General features: G+C 66.0%; 16 protein-coding genes. 13 read left to right on the top strand and 3 right to left on the bottom strand.

Annotated features, from left to right (window positions below):
• The first annotated feature begins 21 nt into the window (after positions 1-21).
• The 5 genes from ACQCSV_RS16805 to ACQCSV_RS16785 all read left to right on the top strand — a co-directional run bounded on the left by ACQCSV_RS16805 (position 22) and on the right by ACQCSV_RS16785 (position 6,745).
• Complete coding sequence (locus ACQCSV_RS16805) at positions 22-1,749, top strand: ABC-F family ATP-binding cassette domain-containing protein (protein ID WP_426938857.1); 1,728 nt, start codon at positions 22-24, stop codon at positions 1,747-1,749.
• A 132-nt stretch (positions 1,750-1,881) separates the two neighbouring features.
• Positions 1,882-2,229 (top strand): molybdopterin oxidoreductase, encoded by a 348-nt coding sequence (locus tag ACQCSV_RS16800; RefSeq protein WP_354155222.1) that lies wholly within the window; start codon positions 1,882-1,884, stop codon positions 2,227-2,229.
• On the top strand, positions 2,229-4,745 hold the full coding sequence (nirB, locus tag ACQCSV_RS16795) for a nitrite reductase large subunit NirB (RefSeq protein WP_426938856.1): 2,517 nt from the start codon (positions 2,229-2,231) through the stop codon (positions 4,743-4,745). The genes ACQCSV_RS16800 and nirB overlap by 1 nt, the downstream gene beginning before the upstream one ends.
• On the top strand, positions 4,742-5,095 hold the full coding sequence (locus ACQCSV_RS16790; RefSeq protein ID WP_354155224.1) for a Rieske (2Fe-2S) protein: 354 nt from the start codon (positions 4,742-4,744) through the stop codon (positions 5,093-5,095). Before nirB ends, ACQCSV_RS16790 begins: the two co-directional genes overlap by 4 nt.
• A 189-nt stretch (positions 5,096-5,284) precedes the next feature.
• Positions 5,285-6,745 carry an amino acid permease gene (locus ACQCSV_RS16785; protein ID WP_354155225.1) on the top strand — a complete coding sequence of 487 codons (1,461 nt, stop codon included), beginning with the start codon at positions 5,285-5,287 and terminating at the stop codon, positions 6,743-6,745.
• Positions 6,746-6,822: 77 nt separating this feature from the next.
• On the opposite strand, the gene ACQCSV_RS16780 is transcribed toward ACQCSV_RS16785, so the two are convergent.
• Both ACQCSV_RS16780 and ACQCSV_RS16775 read right to left on the bottom strand, forming a co-directional pair.
• Positions 6,823-7,581: a dienelactone hydrolase family protein gene (locus tag ACQCSV_RS16780; RefSeq protein ID WP_354155226.1), complete on the bottom strand. Its 759-nt coding sequence runs from the start codon at positions 7,579-7,581 to the stop codon at positions 6,823-6,825.
• Between the two features lie 98 nt (positions 7,582-7,679).
• Positions 7,680-7,853, bottom strand: coding sequence for a CsbD family protein (locus ACQCSV_RS16775; RefSeq protein WP_282330097.1), 174 nt, complete (start codon positions 7,851-7,853; stop codon positions 7,680-7,682).
• Positions 7,854-7,986: 133 nt separating this feature from the next.
• Here ACQCSV_RS16775 and ACQCSV_RS16770 point away from each other — a divergent pair, with 133 nt between their 5' ends.
• From ACQCSV_RS16770 to ACQCSV_RS16745, 6 genes are all read left to right on the top strand, one after another.
• Positions 7,987-8,445 carry an SRPBCC family protein gene (locus tag ACQCSV_RS16770; RefSeq protein ID WP_354155227.1) on the top strand — a complete coding sequence of 153 codons (459 nt, stop codon included), beginning with the start codon at positions 7,987-7,989 and terminating at the stop codon, positions 8,443-8,445.
• Positions 8,445-9,107, top strand: coding sequence for a pentapeptide repeat-containing protein (locus ACQCSV_RS16765; RefSeq protein ID WP_354155228.1), 663 nt, complete (start codon positions 8,445-8,447; stop codon positions 9,105-9,107). The genes ACQCSV_RS16770 and ACQCSV_RS16765 overlap by 1 nt, the downstream gene beginning before the upstream one ends.
• A 90-nt stretch (positions 9,108-9,197) precedes the next feature.
• Positions 9,198-10,409, top strand: coding sequence for an acetyl-CoA C-acyltransferase (locus ACQCSV_RS16760; RefSeq protein WP_354155229.1), 1,212 nt, complete (start codon positions 9,198-9,200; stop codon positions 10,407-10,409).
• Positions 10,409-11,233 carry an enoyl-CoA hydratase/isomerase family protein gene (locus ACQCSV_RS16755; protein ID WP_426938855.1) on the top strand — a complete coding sequence of 275 codons (825 nt, stop codon included), beginning with the start codon at positions 10,409-10,411 and terminating at the stop codon, positions 11,231-11,233. The genes ACQCSV_RS16760 and ACQCSV_RS16755 overlap by 1 nt, the downstream gene beginning before the upstream one ends.
• Entirely contained in the window at positions 11,230-12,090 is an 861-nt protein-coding gene (locus ACQCSV_RS16750) for a 3-hydroxyacyl-CoA dehydrogenase family protein (RefSeq protein WP_354155231.1), read from the top strand. The genes ACQCSV_RS16755 and ACQCSV_RS16750 overlap by 4 nt, the downstream gene beginning before the upstream one ends.
• 9 nt (positions 12,091-12,099) lie before the next feature.
• Entirely contained in the window at positions 12,100-12,708 is a 609-nt protein-coding gene (locus tag ACQCSV_RS16745; protein ID WP_354155232.1) for a GNAT family protein, read from the top strand.
• Between the two features lie 34 nt (positions 12,709-12,742).
• Here the strand turns inward: ACQCSV_RS16745 and ACQCSV_RS16740 are convergent, their stop codons facing one another.
• Positions 12,743-13,552, bottom strand: a complete 810-nt coding sequence (locus tag ACQCSV_RS16740; protein WP_354155233.1) for an SGNH/GDSL hydrolase family protein — start codon at positions 13,550-13,552, stop codon at positions 12,743-12,745.
• 198 nt (positions 13,553-13,750) lie between these two features.
• Between ACQCSV_RS16740 and ACQCSV_RS16735 the strand changes: the two genes are divergently transcribed.
• Positions 13,751-14,446 carry a tyrosine-protein phosphatase gene (locus ACQCSV_RS16735; protein WP_354155234.1) on the top strand — a complete coding sequence of 232 codons (696 nt, stop codon included), beginning with the start codon at positions 13,751-13,753 and terminating at the stop codon, positions 14,444-14,446.
• A complete protein-coding gene (locus ACQCSV_RS16730; protein WP_426938854.1) occupies positions 14,443-14,691 on the top strand; it encodes a hypothetical protein in 249 nt (82 codons plus the stop codon). The genes ACQCSV_RS16735 and ACQCSV_RS16730 overlap by 4 nt, the downstream gene beginning before the upstream one ends.
• Positions 14,692-14,712 lie beyond the last annotated feature (21 nt).

Here is a 14,712-nt window from a genome sequence, read left to right as displayed (position 1 = left end):
GGAATCTTGCGAGGACTTGTCTTGACTGAACACCTGAACCTTTCCGGCATCTCCCATGGCTATGGCGACCGGCAGTTGCTGGACGGAATCGGCCTGGTCATTACGGCCGGGGAGCATGTTGCCATCGTCGGCGAAAACGGCGCCGGCAAATCCACGCTGCTCCGGATCCTGGCCGGGCTGGAAGCGCCCGACGAGGGAACTGCTGTCAGCCACGGCCGCGTGGGCTACCTCGCCCAGACGCATGGCCTGCCGGAATCCTTCACCGTGGGGGCCGCCGTCGACTCTTCCCTGGCCTCGCTGCGCGCCCTCGAAGCCGAGCTTGACCGGCTGGAGGCCGGCCTCGCCGATGCCGAGGACGACGAGCTGGAAACGTACGGCCGGCTGCAGACCGAGTATCAGCTGCGCGAGGGCTATGCCGCGGAATCTCGTGTTGAGGCTGCGCTGGACAGGCTGGGTCTGGGTGGCCTGGACCGGAAACGGACGCTGGGATCGCTCTCCGGCGGCGAGCAGGAACGCGTGGCGCTGGCCTGTGTCCTGGCCGACCCGGCGGACATCCTGCTCCTGGACGAGCCCACCAACCACCTCGATGCGCGCGGAACCGCCTGGCTGGAGGACCGGCTGGCCGCCCATCGCGGGACGGTGGTGGTGGTGTCCCACGACCGTGTCCTGCTCCGCAAAGTGGCCAGCACCGTGATTGAGGTCGATGCCGAGCGCCTGGCCGTGACCCGTTACGGCAACGGCTACGACGGCTACCTCCGTGAGAAGGCCGCCGAACGCCAGCGCTGGGTCCAGCAGTACCACGAGTGGATCGATGCGATGGATGCCGAGCAGCGGCAGGCGGAAACAGTGACCGGGAAGATGGGCTACGCCCGTCAGCGCGACAATGACAAAGTGGGCTTCGATTTCAAGGCCGGCACCTGGCAGAAGGCGGCGAGCAGCAAGGTCCGCAACGCGCAGGAACGGCTCCGGCGGCTGGAAGCGAGCCCCATTGACCGGCCGCCGGTGCCGTTGCGGCTTGCGGCGGAACTGGCTGTGGATCCGGAGGCTCTCTCTGCGGCGCCTGTTGCACCGGTGAGGTCCGGGGCAGCTGACCTGGCCGGGGACTCCCTCTTGCCGGCGTCGGCGGTCCTCGTGGCCCGCGGCGTCGCCGTTCCGGGCCGCCTGGGCGTCACTGATTTCGCGGCCCGCGCCGGCGAGAAGATCCTCATCACCGGCCCCAACGGCGCCGGCAAATCCACCCTGCTCTCCGTGCTGGCAGGAACCTTGGAGCCCGTTGAAGGGCTCGTTCAGAGGCCTGCCCGGATCGGCTACCTGCAGCAGGAACTCGAATTGCCGCAACGGCCCGCGCTCCGCCTGCTGCCGGCATTCGCGGCCGGCCTCGGCGGAAACATTGATGAGCACGCCGAGGCTCTCCTGCGGCTGGGGCTGTTCCGCACCAGCGAGTTCCACGTCCCGGTGGGCAGCCTGTCCGCGGGCCAGCAGCGCAGGCTCGCCCTGGCCAGGCTGCTGCTGGGCGGCTACGGCACGCTGATTGTGGATGAACCCACCAACCACCTGGCGCCGGTTCTCGTGGAGCAGCTCGAAGAGGCTCTCGCCGGCTTCGCCGGGACCCTGGTTATGGTCAGCCACGACCGCGCCCTCCGGGACTGGTTTGCCCGCTGCGCGAAAAGGAGCGACACCTCGCGCACGGACGAATCCGGGCGCTGGATCCGGTATTCGATGGACAAGGGCGTCCTGGCCCCGGCCTGACGCCGCCACGGCGCGGCCGGAAAACGGTGAGGTTTCCGCAAAGGAAAAGTTACGCACAGACCGGCCGGCGGAAACATCGGCGGCGGAAGATAGGCCTATGCCAGTCTTCCCGCCGGCCGAAAGGATCTGTCCGTGATCACCAAGAACCTTTTCCTGCAGGGCATTTTCCCGTTTGTGGGTACCGGGCTGGAAAAACCCGTACCCATCCACAGTGAACTGTCGCACTACGTTCCGGACGGTGTCATCAACCAGACGCTGTATTTCCGGGGCGGAAATTCGAGCAGCGAACTCATCACGGTGGTGCTGTTGCGCAACGGCGTGCCCATGCGTTACTTCCCCATCGGCGCCAAGAGCGAAGTCCATGTGCCGCTGCGGGTGGTGGAGGACATCGACGGCGGCTCGGTGGTGGAGCTCTATCTCGCCGCCCCGGATGGTGTTGGGGGATCCGTGGTGGTGGACCTGGGCATGGTGGAGCACTGATGACCAGCGTGCTGGACCGGCCGCAGGGCAGGCACTCAGGCGCCGCGCCGCGCCGTCGGCTGGTGGTGGTGGGCAACGGGATGGCCGGTGCCCGGGCTATGGAGGAGATCCTGGCCCGCGGCGGCGCGGACCAGTTCACCATCACCATGTTCGGCGACGAGCCCTACGGAAACTACAACCGGATCATGCTCAGCCACGTCCTCTCCGGCGAGGAAAACGACGCCGACATCTTCCTGAACGCCCTGTCCTGGTACCGCGAGAACAGCATCACCCTTCATGCCGGCGTCCGTGTTGACCGGATCGACAAATTCACCAAGCATGTCTTCTCCAACGACGGCCGGGTGACCCCCTACGACACCCTCATTATCGCCACCGGCAGCCGCTCCCACATGCCTCCGATGGACGGGCTCTACACACCTGGCGGGTCCGTGAAGAACGGTGTCTTCGGGTTCCGCACCATCGACGACACCCGGAGGATGGTCCAGCACGCGCAGCAGGAGCAGCACCTACGGGCGGTGGTGATCGGCGGCGGCCTGCTCGGTCTCGAGGCGGCCTACGGCCTGAAAAGCCACGGGATCGAGGTGGAGGTGGTCCACTCCGGCGGGCACCTCATGAACGCTCAGATGGGGCCCGACGGCGGCGCGGTGCTGCGCAGGAGCGTGGAGGCCTTCGGTATCCGGGTGCACACGTCCAGCCGTACCGCTGCTGTCCTCGGTTCGGACCGGGTGACCGGCGTCAGCCTCAGGGACCGGGACGACATCGCCTGCGACATGGTGGTGGTGGCTGCGGGGATCCGTCCGAACGTGGACATGGCGGTACTGAGCGGGCTGCCGGTGGAGCGGGCCATCGTGGTGGATGACCGGCTCCGGGTCCAGGACGAAGACGAGATCTACGCCGTGGGGGAGTGCGTCCAGCACCGCGGCGAGGTCTACGGCCTGGTGGCGCCGCTGTGGGAACAGGCAGTAGTGCTCGCCAACCACGTGACCGGCGCCGACACCTCCGCGGCCTACCTCGGCTCGCGGACCGCCACCAAGCTCAAGGTGGCCGGCGTCGACGTCGCATCCATGGGACTGCACGGTCCCGAACTCGACACCGACGAACACATTGTCTTCTCGGAGCCCAGCCGCGGGGTGTTCAAGTCCATCGTGGTCCGCGACAACAAAATGGTGGGCGCCACGCTCCTGGGCGACAGCCGGAAGGTGGCCTACCTGACGCAGGCCTACGACCGCGGGTTGCCCCTGCCGCAGGAGCGGATCGCCCTGATGTTCGACGTCGGCGGGCCGGGGGAGGACGTGGGCGTGGCCGAGCTCGACGACGGCGCCCAGGTCTGCAACTGCAGCGGCGTCAGCAAGAAGGCCCTGGTGGACGCCGTGAAGGGCGGCTGCACCTCGGTTTCCGGCGCTATGGACGCCACCCGGGCGGGCAAAGGCTGCGGTTCCTGCAAACTCCTGGTCAAGCAAGTGGTGGAGTGGGCGGCGGACGGCGCAGTTGAAGATGACCCGGCCGCAAGCTACTACGTTCCCGGGATCCCGCTGGACAAGCCGGCCCTGATGGCCGCCATCCGCAAGCAGGGCCTGCGCTCCGTGTCCCAGGTATTCACGGCCCTGGCTCCCGGCAGGGCCGAGGACGCGAAGTCCAAAATGGGACTGGCCTCACTGCTGAAGATGATGCTCGCGGACCGGTACATCGACGAACGCGACGCCCGCTTCATCAACGACAGGGTGCACGCCAACATCCAGCGCGACGGCACGTTCTCCGTGGTCCCGCAGATGAAGGGCGGAGTGACGTCCGTGCAGCAGCTGCGCCGGATCGCCGACGTCGCCGAAAAGCACAAGGTACCCCTGATCAAGCTGACCGGCGGGCAGCGGATCGACCTGCTGGGAATCCCCAAGGAAGCCCTGCCGCAGGTGTGGGCGGACCTGGACATGCCCTCCGGGTACGCCTACGGCAAGAGCTTCCGCACGGTGAAGACCTGCGTGGGGAAGGACTTCTGCCGTTACGGCACCGGCGATTCCACCAAGCTGGGCATCGAGATCGAGTCCCGGTTCCAGGGGATCGAGTCGCCGGCCAAGCTGAAGCTGGCTGTGTCCGGCTGCCCGCGGAACTGCGCGGAATCGCTGGTCAAGGATGTGGGTGTGGTGGCTGTGGAGGGCGGCCGCTGGGAACTCTACGTCGGGGGAGCGGCGGGGGCGCACATCCGCAAGGGCGACCTGTTGGCCACCGTGGACGATCCGGGGAAGGTCAAGCTCCTCACCGGCCGCTTTATGCAGTACTACCGGGAACAGGCCAACTGGCTGGAACGGACCTACGCCTTCGTGCCGCGGGTGGGCATCGAACACCTCCGTGCGGTGATCGTGGACGATTCCGAAGGCATCGCCGCGCAACTGGACGCCGCGATGCAGGCCGCCGTGGACAGCTACGTGGACCCGTGGAGCGAACGCGACGATCCGCTTACGCCTGGCCAGTTCCGGACGGCGCTTCCGCTCACCGTCCTGCCCCAGGTGCCGGTCCAATGAGCACCGTGCCCGTCAGCACCAACAGCCACAGCCTTGGGCCCGTGGACCAGATCCCGTTTGGCGAAGGGCGCGCCTTCGGGGTTGACGGCGAGCAGGTGGCGGTCTTCCGGCTGAGGGATGGGTCCCTGCGCGCACTGTCCGCCGTCTGTCCGCACCGCGGCGGTCCCATTGCGGACGGAACCATCGACCTGCAGGTGGTGATATGCCCGCTGCACCAGCACGCGTTCAGTCTGGAAACGGGCTGCTCCAGCACCGGCGCCGAACCTCTGCGCACGTTCAGCGTCCAGGAGGATGCCGAACAGAACATTGTTCTGCAAAGCCACCATATACGTGGCAAAAGTTTGCCTTAACCGGGCTCGGGTGTAGCCCGCGTCACTTGTTGCGGTTCGGATCTTGTAGGATGGACAGGCCGTGCGAACCTTCGACGCCTTAGAGTTTTTGTCCATATAAATACCCCAGATGCGGGATTATCCCGAATTATCTGGACAAAAACTCGAGGTTTCCGGTTCCGGCCAATCCCCTACCCACAAGGAATTGTTGTGCCTCAAAGTACCCCCACAGAACTCGAGAGCCCCACGGCGCAATCCGCCGTTGTCGACTCCACCCTCAGCGCCGAGGGCTACAAAAAATCCCTGAGCGGCCGCCAGGTGACCATGATTGCCATGGGTGGCGCCATCGGCGTCGGCCTCTTTATGGGTGCCGGCGGACGCCTGGCCTCCACGGGCCCCGCCCTCATCTTCTCCTACGCCATTGCCGGCGTCATCGCCTACCTGCTGATGCGGGCCCTGGGCGAGCTGATCATGTACCGCCAGACGTCGGGTTCCTTCGTCAGCTACGCCGGTGAAATGTTCGGCAAGAAGGGCGCGTACCTGTCCGGCTGGATGTACTTCATCAACTGGGCCATGACCGGCATCGCCGAACTCATTGCGATCGGACTGTACTTCCAGTTCTTCTTCCCCAACGTGCCTGTTGAACTGTCCGCCATCGCAGCGCTGCTGCTGCTCGTGGGCGTCAACCTCCTGAGCGTCAAGGCGTTCGGAGAATTCGAATTCTGGGCCTCCTGCCTCAAGGTCGGCGCCATCTTGATCTTCCTTGCCGTGGGCACCTTCATGGTGGTCACCAACGCCCGGGTGGGCGACGGGAACGCTTCCGTGAACAACCTCTTCGCGGCCGAAGGCGGGATGTTCCCCAAGGGCGCCCTGGTGATGATCCTGGTCCTGAACGCCGTGATCTTCGCCTACAACGGCATTGAGCTCGTCGGCATCACTGCCGGTGAAATGCAGGACCCCGCCAAGGAAGTTCCCAAGGCCATCCGCGCCGTCGTCTTCCGCATCGTGGTGTTCTATGTCGGTTCCGTGACCCTCCTGGCCATGCTGTTGCCCTCGGACCAGTACGTGGCGGGTACCTCGCCGTTCGTCACCGTGTTCGGGCAGATGGGCCTCGGCTGGATGGGCGACGTGATGAACATGATCGTCATCACGGCCGCACTGTCCTCCTGCAACTCTGGCCTGTACTCGATCGGCCGGATCTTCCGCACCATGGCCAACAACGGACACGCTCCGGAGTGGCTGACCAAGATGTCCAAGAGCCACGTGCCGTATGCCGCCATCCTGGCCATCGGCGCCGTGTACCTCGTAGGCATTTTGCTCAACATCTGGCTCGGCGGCTCACACGCCTTTGACCTGGCGCTCAACTCCGCTTCGATCGGCGTGATCTTCACCTGGGGAGCCATCTTCGCCAGCCAGATCGCGTTGCGCAAGAAGAAGGGCAAGGTTTCCTCCCTGCCCGCACCCGGCGGAACCTGGAGCAGCTGGGCCGGCCTGATTGCCCTGCTGGCCATCACGGTGCTCATCGGCTTTGACACCATGACCAGCAAGTCCGGCGAGGTCTTCCACCTTGGCCTCTGGACCCTGGCCACCATCCCGTTCTTCGCCCTGGTCCTGTGGCTCGGCTGGCAGAAGGTCCGGAACAACGAGCCCAAGAGCGAGCTGTTCTGCTAGGACGTTCGCCTCTGCGGCCGGCCGCTCTGCAGCCGCCCGCTTAGCGGACGGACGCTAAGAAGTCCGACGACGGCGGGTCACCCTTTCGGGGGCGGCCCGCCGTCGTCGTCCGTGCTCGTGAGGTGCCGGGCGAAGTGGTCTTCGATCCGCTGCCAGGCTTCGGGGGCGGATTCCGGGTCCGGGCCGATGCCCATAACCCGCATCAGCGGCCGGAAAACTGCCGGGCCCAGGTCGGTTTCGTTGAGGAACGCGTGCCCGGCGGTGGGGAATTCCTTGACGCTGTTTTCGATGCCGAGGTTGTCCAGGGCGGTCTGGAGCTTGTCAGCCGCGCCTTTGAGAGTGCGGTCCCGTCCGCCGAAGTTGGCCACGATGGGGCAGGCGCCCCGGAGGGATTCCTCGAGATTGCCGGGCAGGCGGCCGTAGTTGACCGAGGCCGCGTCGAAGCCGTCGCGGGCCACCAGCAGCGCGAATCCGCCGCCCATGCAGAAACCGATCACCCCGGTTTTGCCGGTGGACAGCGGCGAACTGGCCAGCCAGGTGCGGGCGGTGGCAAGGTCGGTGAACGCCCGGCCGCTTCTCGTGACCATGCTCCTCATGGTGCTGACCAGGCAGCGGCGCGGGCCGCCGTCGCTGAACAGGTCCACCGCGAGTGTCAGGTATCCGGCGCGGGCCATCCGGTCGGCATGCCCGCGGACCAGGTCGTTCAGGCCGAAAGCCTCGTGGATCATCAGGACCGCGGGAAAAGGTCCGGGTCCGGCAGGTGTGGCGAGATATCCGCCGAGGGAAGGTGAACCGCCGGCGGCGGCACCCTGGGTACTCAGGTCTACGTACGTCATGGGCCAAGGGTAGCCGCCGATCTTCATCGACGGGATGGGCAGAGACAGGAACGGCGGCGGATCCCGATGGGAATCCGCCGCCGTTCGAATGTCGAGGACTAGTCCTTGAAGGTGTCCTTGACGTTTTCGCCGACCTTCTTGGCGTCAGCCTTGACCTGGTCCGCCTGGCCTTCGGCTTTGAGTTTGTCGTTATCCGTGGCGTTGCCGGTCGCTTCCTTGGCCTTGCCGCCCAGGTGCTCTGCTTCGTTACCGATCTTGTCTCCGAGGCCCATGTGTCTGGCCGCCTTTCGTTTCCCGTTGAACTGACAATGCCTTTTCAGAATAACACAAAGCATGCTTACTATTTCAAGGGATCCGAAGACGGGTTGCCTGACGGATGTCAGTGCCCCCGGCTAGGCTCGAAGCATGGTACACAGCACAAGCCTGACCCAGCACATCCATGCCACGCCGGAAAAGGTTTGGGCGGTCATCTCGGACATCCCGGGCTCCGCAGCCACCCTGTCCGGCATCGACGCTGTGCAGATGCTCAGTGACGGGCCCTACGGCGAAGGGACGCGCTGGAAGGAAACGCGCACAATGATGGGCCGTGCGGAGACTGTGGAGGTGTGGGTGGCGCAGGCCGATCCTCCCCGCAGCACCGTGGTCAAGGCGCTCCAGGGCGGGGCCGATTACACGTCCCGCTTCAGCCTGGCCGAGCGTGACGGCGGGACGGCCCTGACGCTGACCTTCGGCGCCGACGTGGTCAAACCCACGTTCGTCAGCAAGGTGACCATGGCACTCTTCGGGAAGCTGGGCATGAGCATGACGCGCAAGGCGCTTGCCAAGGACCTGGCGGAAATCGCGGCCAAAGCCGAGTCGCTCTAGTGGCGGCAAAGGCCCCCAAGGTAACGGCTCCCCGGCTCTCGCCGGTCAGCCTGGAGGATGTCACGGATAATCCCGCCCCGCACTTCCAGCGTGGTGAAAGGTACGACGGCGTCCGGTACAGCCGTGCGGCGGCCGACGGTCTGGAGCTGAGCGGCACGGATTTCGCCGAGTGTGAGTTCCAGGGCGTCTCCTTCAATGACACCCAGCTCCGCGGGGCCACTTTCCGGGATTGCATTCTGTCCGAGGTGTACGCGCCGGTGTTCCGGGCCGCCCGCTCCACCTGGCGGGACGTGCAGCTGAACAATCCGCGGCTGGGATCGGCTGAACTGTATGAGACCGGCTGGCAGTCTGTCCGGATCGACGGTGGCAAGCTGGACTTCCTCAATTTGCGCGGGTCCAAGCTGACCGACGTCGTCATCAGCGACTGCATCATCAACGAACTGGACCTCGGCTCCGCCTCCGGGACGCGTGTGGCGCTGAAGAACTGCACCATCGGAACCCTGGATCTCACCGGCGCCCGGCTGAAGGACTTTGACCTTCGTGGCACGGATTTCCGCACCATCAGCGGCCTCGGGAACCTGGCTGGTGTGGTGATCGACCATTATCAGCTGAGCCTGCTGGCGCCGCTTCTGGCCGGGCATCTCGGCCTCGTGGTTCTGTGAGTGTACTCTTTATAGAACGAACGGTCGGTAAATAGGGCGGTCACTGGACGGTCCCGAATATTCCGGCTCCCTGGCGTAAAGGATGTTCTGATGGTCGAGGCTTTTCTTGTTGGCGGTGTCCGCACTCCCGTGGGCAGGTACGGCGGTGCGTTGTCGGCGGTCCGCCCGGATGATCTGGCTGCACTGGTGATCCGCGAGGCCGTGTCCCGAGCGGGCCTGGATCCGGACAGTGTTGAGGAAGTCATCCTGGGCAATGCCAACGGTGCGGGTGAGGAAAACCGCAACGTCGCCCGGATGGCCACCCTGCTGGCCGGGCTTCCCGTCCACATCCCCGGCATCACGGTCAACCGGCTGTGCGCGTCGGGGCTGAGCGCCATTATCCAGGCCAGCCACATGATCAAGTCCGGCGCCGCGGATGTGGTGATTGCCGGCGGCGTGGAGTCCATGAGCCGTGCGCCGTGGGCCCAGGAGAAGCCGGCCGCGGCGTTCGCCAAGCCGGGCCAGATCTTCGATACCTCCATCGGCTGGCGCTTCGTCAACCCCCTCTTCCAGAAGGGCGGCCTGGCGCGGGACGGCAAGATGACTTACTCCATGCCGGAAACCGCCGAAGAAGTGGCCCGCGTGGACGGCATCACCCGCGAGGACGCCGACGCCTTCGCGGTCCGCTCCCACGAGCGGTCCCTCGCCGCCATCGCCGCGGGCCGGTTCAGGGAAGAGATCGTCCCGGTGACGGTCAAGTCCCGCAAGTCCGAAACGGTGGTGGACACCGATGAAGGCCCCCGTGCCGGCACCACCCTGGAGGTCCTTGCCGGGCTGCGCCCGGTGGTTCCGGGCGGTTCCGTGGTCACGGCCGGGAACTCGTCCACGCTGAATGACGGCGCTTCGGCCATCATCGTCGCGTCCGAGGCCGCCATCGCTCGTCTTGGCCTGACGCCGCGGGCCCGGATCATCGACGGCGCCTCCGCCGGCTGCGAACCCGAGATCATGGGCATCGGCCCGGTCCCGGCGACGCAGAAAGTGCTCGCCCGGAGCGGCCTGAGCGTTGGTGACCTGGGCGCCGTCGAGCTTAACGAAGCGTTCGCCACGCAGTCGCTCGCGAGCATGCGCCGGCTCGGGCTGGACCCGGAGATTGTGAATAACGACGGCGGCGCCATCAGTCTGGGGCATCCGCTCGGTTCAAGCGGTTCACGGCTCGCCATCACCCTGCTGGGCCGGATGGAACGCGAGGATGCCAGGATTGGTCTGGCCACGATGTGCGTCGGCGTGGGCCAGGGCACCGCGATGCTGCTGGAGCGTGTCTGATGCCCGCCCCGGAAGGCGCGAACGGGCACTTGAGCCCCTCCCCAGACAGCGCGAACGGACCCTTGAGCACCGTTGACTTCGGCACCCTCTTGGTCGAGGAGCGGGAAGACCGGGTGGTGGTCCTCCTCAACCGCCCGGAAGTCCGGAATGCCATCGACCAGCAAATGGTGGACGAACTGCACGTGATCTGCGCTGCGCTGGAGCAGAATCCCAAAGTCCTGATCATCTCAGGGGTGGACGGCGTCTTTGCCTCGGGTGCGGACATCGCCCAGCTGCGCGAGCGGCGCCGCGATGATGCCCTGCAGGGCATTAACTCCACGATCTTTGTGCGGATCGCGAAGCTGCCCATGCCGGTCATTGCCGCCCTGGACGGGTACTGCCTGGGCGGCGGCGCCGAGCTCGCCTATGCTGCGGATTTCCGGATCGGAACGCCCAGTGTCCGGATCGGCAACCCAGAAACAGGGCTGGGGATCCTGGCCGCGGCCGGGGCCAGTTGGCGGTTGAAGGAGCTCGTGGGGGAGCCTCTGGCCAAGCAGATTCTGCTCGCGGGCCTGGTGCTCAGGGCTGAGGAGGCCCTGGCTGCCGGCCTCATCACCGAAATCCACGAGGCACCGGACCTGCTGGATGCCGCGCACAGCCTGGCGGACAGGATCGGCCGCCAGGACCCGCTGGCCGTCCGGATCACCAAGTCGGTGTTTCACGCCCCGGCCGAGGCCCACCCGCTGATCGACCAGCTGGCGCAGGGGATCCTCTTTGAATCCCAGGCCAAGTTTGACCGCATGCAGGCGTTCCTCGACAAGAAATCAGAGAAGAAACAATCATGACGAACCCGAACCTTCCCTCCACAGTCGGCGTCCTGGGCGGCGGCCGCATGGGCGCGGGAATCGCCCACGCGTTCCTGATCAAAGGGGCCAACGTCCTGGTGGTGGAGCGCGATGAAGCGTCCGCCGAGGCCGCCCGTGAACGCGTGGAAGCCGCGGCGGCCAGGAGCATCGAGCGTGGAGCAGTTGACGGCAACCTGGATGAGATGGTCTCCCGGCTCAATGTCACCGTGGATTACGACGACTTCAAGGACCGCCGGCTGGTGGTCGAAGCCGTCCCCGAAGACTGGGACCTGAAGATCACCTCGCTCCGCGGCATTGAGGAGCGACTGAGCATTGACGCGTTCCTGGCGTCCAACACCTCGTCCCTGTCCGTGAATGGCCTGGCCCGTGAGCTCAAGCGCCCGCAGAACTTCCTCGGCCTGCACTTCTTCAACCCTGTCCCCGCTTCCACCCTTATTGAAGTGGTTCTTGGCGAGCGGACGTCCCCGGACCTGGCTGCAGCGGCGAAAAGGTGGGTCGACGCACTCGGCAAGACCGCCGTCGTCGTCAATGACGCACCGGGCTTTGCCTCCTCGAGGCTGGGCGTGGCGATCGCGCTGGAGGCCATGCGGATGGTGGAGGAGGGCGTGGCATCGCCGGCGGACATCGACAACGCCATGGTCCTGGGCTACAAACACCCCACCGGCCCGCTGCGGACCACTGACATTGTGGGCCTGGACGTGCGGCTCGGCATTGCCGAGTACCTGCAGTCCACGCTGGGGGAGCGCTTCGCCCCGCCGCAGATCCTCAAGGACAAGGTGGCCCGCGGAGAGCTTGGACGGAAGACCGGCAAGGGATTCTTCGACTGGGCTGAGTAGGATTTCCGGGTGATCCTCTTTGAACCCCTCACCCTGACCGGCAAGCACGTCATCCTCGAGCCGCTGCGCCGCGATCACCATGATGGCCTGGTGACGGCCACGCAGGATGGCGAGCTGTGGCAGCTCTGGTACACCTCTGTTCCCGCGCCGGAGGGGATGGCCGCGGAGATCGAGCGCCGGCTGGCCCTGCAGGAGGCGGGGTCCATGCTGCCGTTCACCACGCGCCTCATCGACCCGGCAACGGGCGGCCCGGGCCGGATCATCGGAATGACCACGTACATGAATATCGACGCCGGCACTCCACGCGTGGAGATCGGCTCCACCTGGAATGCCGCGTCAGTACAGGGCACCGGCACCAACCCGGACTCCAAGCTGCTGCTCCTGCGCCACGCGTTCGAGACCCTTGGCTGCCCGGCGGTGGAGTTCCGGACGCACTGGCTGAACCACCAGTCACGCGAAGCAATTTCCAGGCTTGGTGCGAAGCAGGACGGCGTGCTGCGCAACCACTCCCGGACCGCGGATGGTGTGCTGCGGGACACTGTGGTGTTCTCGATCCTGGAGCACGAATGGCCCATGGTCCGGAACGGGCTTGAACACAGGCTCGCCAGGCACGCTTAGCGCCCCAACCGCCGAAACGCCCCGACGGGAGGGGCTAGTTCAGAACGAAGGCGCCCTGGCTGACCAGACTTGCATAGTAGCCAAGGCGGTAGCCCTTCCCGGTGGGATGGAAGTTGGCGGGGTCCAGGATGTTGGTGGCGTTGAAGTTGATCCATGGCGCCGCGGAACCCACGCCGTGGTCCGCAAAGGCACCCGTAACGTCGACGAACGAGGAGCCCGTAACGCCGGCGACACCTGCGATGACAGCGTTGAGCCCGTCCACCATGGGGTTGGCCACCGCGGCGAACGGGTGGTTAGGAGCGAAGAGGCGCGGATAGCCCGTCAGGACGATCTTGGCGGTGGGGGCTTGGTACCGGATGGCGCCGACCGTTGTTGCCAGGGCAGTGGCCAGCGTCCCGTCCGTCAGTTTTTCCTGCGCGGCACCCAGGGCGCCTCCGCACGCTGCTGACGATGGGGCTGGCAGGCAGGCCAGGAGTATGCCAGTGGTGCCGATGTCGTTCGCGCCGACCGTGATGGTGATGACCTCTGCGCCACTGACGCTGGCCGGGAGATTGGCGGCGACCGCTCCGGTTGTATACCCGGAGCAGCCGGCATTTATGTTCAGCTGTATGTCCTTAAGGTTGTCCGCAATGGCCGGGTACCCCTTGCGGCTCACGTAGCAGGTCGGGTCCGTGTACGGTGCCGCGCCCTGCCCGGCGGCGTAGGAATCGCCCAGCGCCACATAGTCCGCCTGGGGCGGCGGGGCCGCTTGTGCCGGGATGGCTGCGAAGCCCAAAGCCATTGCCATGGTGGCGAGGCCGGCCCCAAAAGCCGAGCGCCGCCGTCGTACTGCTGAAGTTGCCATCGAATTTCCCCTTTTGACTATCAATTGGACAAGTGACACAGGGCGTGTAACAGCCAACGTACGCCTCGCGCAAAGGTCCGTCGTCGGGTCGGAGTACCCGTCTTTTCCGCGCCCGGTACCTGCCCGGTAACTGCCCCGCGCGTGCATGCGGCAACGGCTTTGTGGTTAGCTGTCCGGGTGGAGACGACAGGGGGAGCCGTGGGCTGGGACGGAGCCGTGAATGCCTGGCACGTTGCCGGCCGCGTTTACCGGATAGGCCGCCGTGAATGGCTCACCGCGGCAGGTTGGCGGCAGGCGTACGACGACGGCGTCCGCACCGTGATTGATCTCCGTAACTCCCGTGAAGCGCGGCGCCGGGACACCGACCCTGACGTGCCCGAATCGGCCTGGTCTGGCATCAGGATCGTCTCGGCACCCACAGAAGAACCCGATGATCCGCGGTTCACCGCCGTCTGCGGGCCGTACCTCAACGACCCCGCCCACTATCTGCACAATGTCCGGCTCTACCCGGCAAAGTTCGTGGACATATTCCGCGCCATCGGGGCAGCCGAGGCCGGCGCCGTCGTCGTTCATTGCGCGGCGGGCCGGGACCGCAGCGGAATGGTCGCAGCCATGCTGCAGGACCTTGCCGGCGACCCGGATGACCGCATCGCCGACGGTTACGCCAAAGCCGCCCGCGGCATCAACGAACGCTTCCGGACCCACGGCCCGCCCCATGCCGGCGAACGCTACATCGACGACGCTGAACTGACACCCCTGCTTGAGCGGCGCGGCCGGGCCGCGGTGGAGTTTGTCCGAGAGCTGGACACGCGAACCTTCCTGCTGCGCAACGGCCTGTCCGAGGCCGAACTCGGCGCCGTCCTGAACCTGCTCGGCAGCCGGGTGGCGCCATGAATTCCGAGACGTATGTGGCAGCGTCGCTCGCAGTGGCGGGAGTGGTGATGCTTGTGCCCGGGCCGTTCTGGGCCGTCCTCGCGTCAGATTTCGGGACCACGGAAGAGAACTTCGGGCTCGGCGACGGAACGGTCGGCGGCGAGTGGCTCCCGGGCCAGATCGTCCTCATGGTGGGCGGGGCAGTTTTGTGCCTGGCCGCGGTGGTCGCCGCGTACATGGCACGGCGGAGCGATACAGATGAATAGAACGAAAGTGACGGCACCCAG

Origin of the sequence: Pseudarthrobacter sp. S3, from assembly GCF_050156905.1 — a bacterium.
Taxonomy (GTDB): Bacteria; Actinomycetota; Actinomycetes; order Actinomycetales; family Micrococcaceae; genus Arthrobacter.
This window is presented reverse-complemented; position numbering and strand designations above follow the sequence as displayed.

What these genes read in the sequence shown, in the direction of transcription:
- nirB (WP_426938856.1), top strand. Translation starts at nt 2,229, where the DNA reads ATGACCAGCGTGCTGGACCGGCCGCAGGGCAGGCACTCAGGCGCCGCG.
- ACQCSV_RS16790 (WP_354155224.1), top strand. Translation starts at nt 4,742, where the DNA reads ATGAGCACCGTGCCCGTCAGCACCAACAGCCACAGCCTTGGGCCCGTG.
- ACQCSV_RS16780 (WP_354155226.1), bottom strand. Translation starts at nt 7,581, where the DNA reads ATGACGTACGTAGACCTGAGTACCCAGGGTGCCGCCGCCGGCGGTTCA.
- ACQCSV_RS16775 (WP_282330097.1), bottom strand. Translation starts at nt 7,853, where the DNA reads ATGGGCCTCGGAGACAAGATCGGTAACGAAGCAGAGCACCTGGGCGGC.
- ACQCSV_RS16770 (WP_354155227.1), top strand. Translation starts at nt 7,987, where the DNA reads ATGGTACACAGCACAAGCCTGACCCAGCACATCCATGCCACGCCGGAA.
- ACQCSV_RS16760 (WP_354155229.1), top strand. Translation starts at nt 9,198, where the DNA reads ATGGTCGAGGCTTTTCTTGTTGGCGGTGTCCGCACTCCCGTGGGCAGG.
- ACQCSV_RS16755 (WP_426938855.1), top strand. Translation starts at nt 10,409, where the DNA reads ATGCCCGCCCCGGAAGGCGCGAACGGGCACTTGAGCCCCTCCCCAGAC.
- ACQCSV_RS16750 (WP_354155231.1), top strand. Translation starts at nt 11,230, where the DNA reads ATGACGAACCCGAACCTTCCCTCCACAGTCGGCGTCCTGGGCGGCGGC.
- ACQCSV_RS16740 (WP_354155233.1), bottom strand. Translation starts at nt 13,552, where the DNA reads ATGGCAACTTCAGCAGTACGACGGCGGCGCTCGGCTTTTGGGGCCGGC.
- ACQCSV_RS16730 (WP_426938854.1), top strand. Translation starts at nt 14,443, where the DNA reads ATGAATTCCGAGACGTATGTGGCAGCGTCGCTCGCAGTGGCGGGAGTG.